This is a genomic window from Metabacillus niabensis (assembly GCF_902829255.1).
Taxonomy (GTDB): domain Bacteria; phylum Bacillota; class Bacilli; order Bacillales; family Bacillaceae; genus Metabacillus; species Metabacillus niabensis.
This window is the reverse complement of the sequence record NZ_CADEPK010000271.1, coordinates 1-1,127: the sequence shown is the minus strand read 5'-3', so window position 1 is coordinate 1,127 and position 1,127 is coordinate 1. Positions and strand designations below refer to the sequence as shown.

Here is a 1,127-nt window from a genome sequence, read left to right as displayed (position 1 = left end):
CCTACAAGAGAGCATTTTAAATGGTTTTATGCATTTCTCTTAAAAAAGGGCACATTTAATTTGAAGCAACAAGGTGAAAAGCTAGCTAATTATAAAGGTTGGACAAAAGAAACAATTGATTTTATGTCACAGGTGTTTTTTGAACTAGAATTTGTTACAATAGAAAATGGTGTTATTTCGACAAAATCTACAACTTCTAAAAGAGACTTAGCTGAGTCGAAAACATATGCCCAGAAACAAATGCAAATTGAATTAGAAAAAACGCTATTATATACATCATACATGCAGCTTAAACAATGGTTTGAGGATCAGTTTGAATCTTCAAAACATGCATTTGTGAATGTATAAGGAGGATAAAGTAAACATGGATTTAAAGCAATTCGTTACAGTCGTACCAGATTATCCAAAACCAGGTATTCAATTTAAGGATATTACGACATTGATGGATAACGGTGAAGCATATAAATATGCGACAGATCAAATTGTTGCATATGCACGTGAAAAACAAATCGATCTTGTTGTTGGACCAGAGGCTCGTGGCTTTATTATTGGATGCCCTGTTGCCTATTCTTTAGGAGTAGGTTTTGCACCTGTTCGAAAAGAAGGAAAACTTCCTCGAGAAGTTGTTCGTGTTGAATATGGTCTAGAGTATGGAAAAGATGTGTTAACTATTCATAAAGATGCAATTAAACCAGGTCAACGTGTTTTGATTACTGATGACTTATTGGCTACTGGAGGTACAATCGAAGCAACGATTAAGCTTGTTGAAGAGCTTGGTGGAGTTGTTGCAGGGATTGCTTTCTTAATTGAATTATCTTACTTAAATGGACGCAGATTACTTGACGGTTACGATGTATTAACATTAATGAAGTTTTAATAGCAAGCCTTAAATGATGATTTATGAAAAGCACTCGAATGGGTGCTTTTTTTACAAAAAAAATTTTGTGAATATGATAAAATTGTCCTACTCTCATGTCAATAATAGTATTTATTGACATCTATTTTGACTTTTTTTCTTCATTCCTTCTTAAAAATGATAAATAAAATAAGAAAACCAGTAATTGGACGGTTAAAAATAAGTGATTCTTCTTTACATCTCCAATTATTTTATTGATAATAGTTACAAT

Annotated in this window: 2 protein-coding genes; both read left to right on the top strand. The window is 32.2% G+C overall.

What is annotated here, in order from left to right:
• Window positions 1–348 (top strand): single-stranded-DNA-specific exonuclease C-terminal domain-containing protein (locus tag HU235_RS16120; protein ID WP_174880861.1); only part of this gene is annotated, 348 nt, incomplete at its 5' end.
• A gap of 16 nt (window positions 349–364) precedes the next feature.
• Window positions 365–877, top strand: coding sequence for an adenine phosphoribosyltransferase (locus HU235_RS16115; protein ID WP_095303147.1), 513 nt, complete (start codon window positions 365–367; stop codon window positions 875–877).
• The last annotated feature ends 250 nt before the right edge of the window (window positions 878–1,127 follow it).